An 861-nucleotide genomic window follows, 5' to 3' on the forward strand; every position below is an offset into this window, starting at 1 on the left:
ATGGTCAGCCCGATTTTCGCAAGGCAGAGGAGTTCAGGCGTAAATTGGGCTTGCGCAAATCTATTCGGAGTCGTGTTGGGGAGGGGACTCCCCGCTCCTTGATGAGAGCCGCGCCTGGCAATCCTCAAAAGCCCCTCAGCGTGTGATCGCTGTTTTTTATGTCAGGTTCGTTGCCAGGCCGTTGAGCCGTTTACGTCATCACGTGATCTACCGTCGCAAAACCCGGTGGGTGACTACAGGTTCATTGGTGGCGCGAGTCATCAGCCTGCTGCCACAGGCTGGCGACACTGATAGTGCGTTCCGTTGGCGAGGATGGCCCAGGCGATCCTCGCCAATTTATTGGCCAGTGCGCAGGCGACGACATTCGAGTGGCGTCGGGTGAGCATGGCGCGGGTCCATTGGCCCAAGGCGTCGGTGCGCTTCTGAATGCGTTGCATCAACGCGCGAGCGCACTGCACGAGGAGCCGTCGCAGGTTCTTGTCCCCGCGTTTGCTGATGCCCAACAGCGTGGGCTTGCCGCCGGTGCTGTACTGGCGCGGCACCAGCCCGACGGAGGCGGCGAACTGGCGCGCGTTGGCGAACTGCCTGGCATCGCCCAGCTCGGTGGCGAGCACGCTGGCCGTGATCGGCCCGATGCCGGGAATTTCCAGCAACCGCTGGCCGCGATCGTCCTCGCGCAGTTGTTGCGTCAGTTCCTGCTCGACCTGCTTGATCTGCTCGTCCAGATACTTGAAGTGGGCACGCAGCCGCTCGATGAGTGCGATCAGGCGCGGCGGCAGTTGTGTCTCGTGCTCGGCCAGCACCGCCGGCAGGCGCTTGATGATGGCTGCGCCCTTGGGCAAACCGATGCCGAACTCCAGC

The 861-nt window shown here is 62.8% G+C and carries 1 protein-coding gene; it reads right to left on the reverse strand.

Annotated elements, in window-relative coordinates; all coding sequences use genetic code 11:
• Window positions 1-260 precede the first annotated feature (260 nt).
• On the reverse strand, window positions 261-861 hold a 601-nt coding region (locus tag TBU01S_RS22720), incomplete at its 5' end, for an IS110 family RNA-guided transposase (RefSeq protein ID WP_157659270.1).

Source organism: Thauera butanivorans NBRC 103042 (assembly GCF_001591165.1).
GTDB classification, from domain to species: domain Bacteria; phylum Pseudomonadota; class Gammaproteobacteria; order Burkholderiales; family Rhodocyclaceae; genus Thauera; species Thauera butanivorans.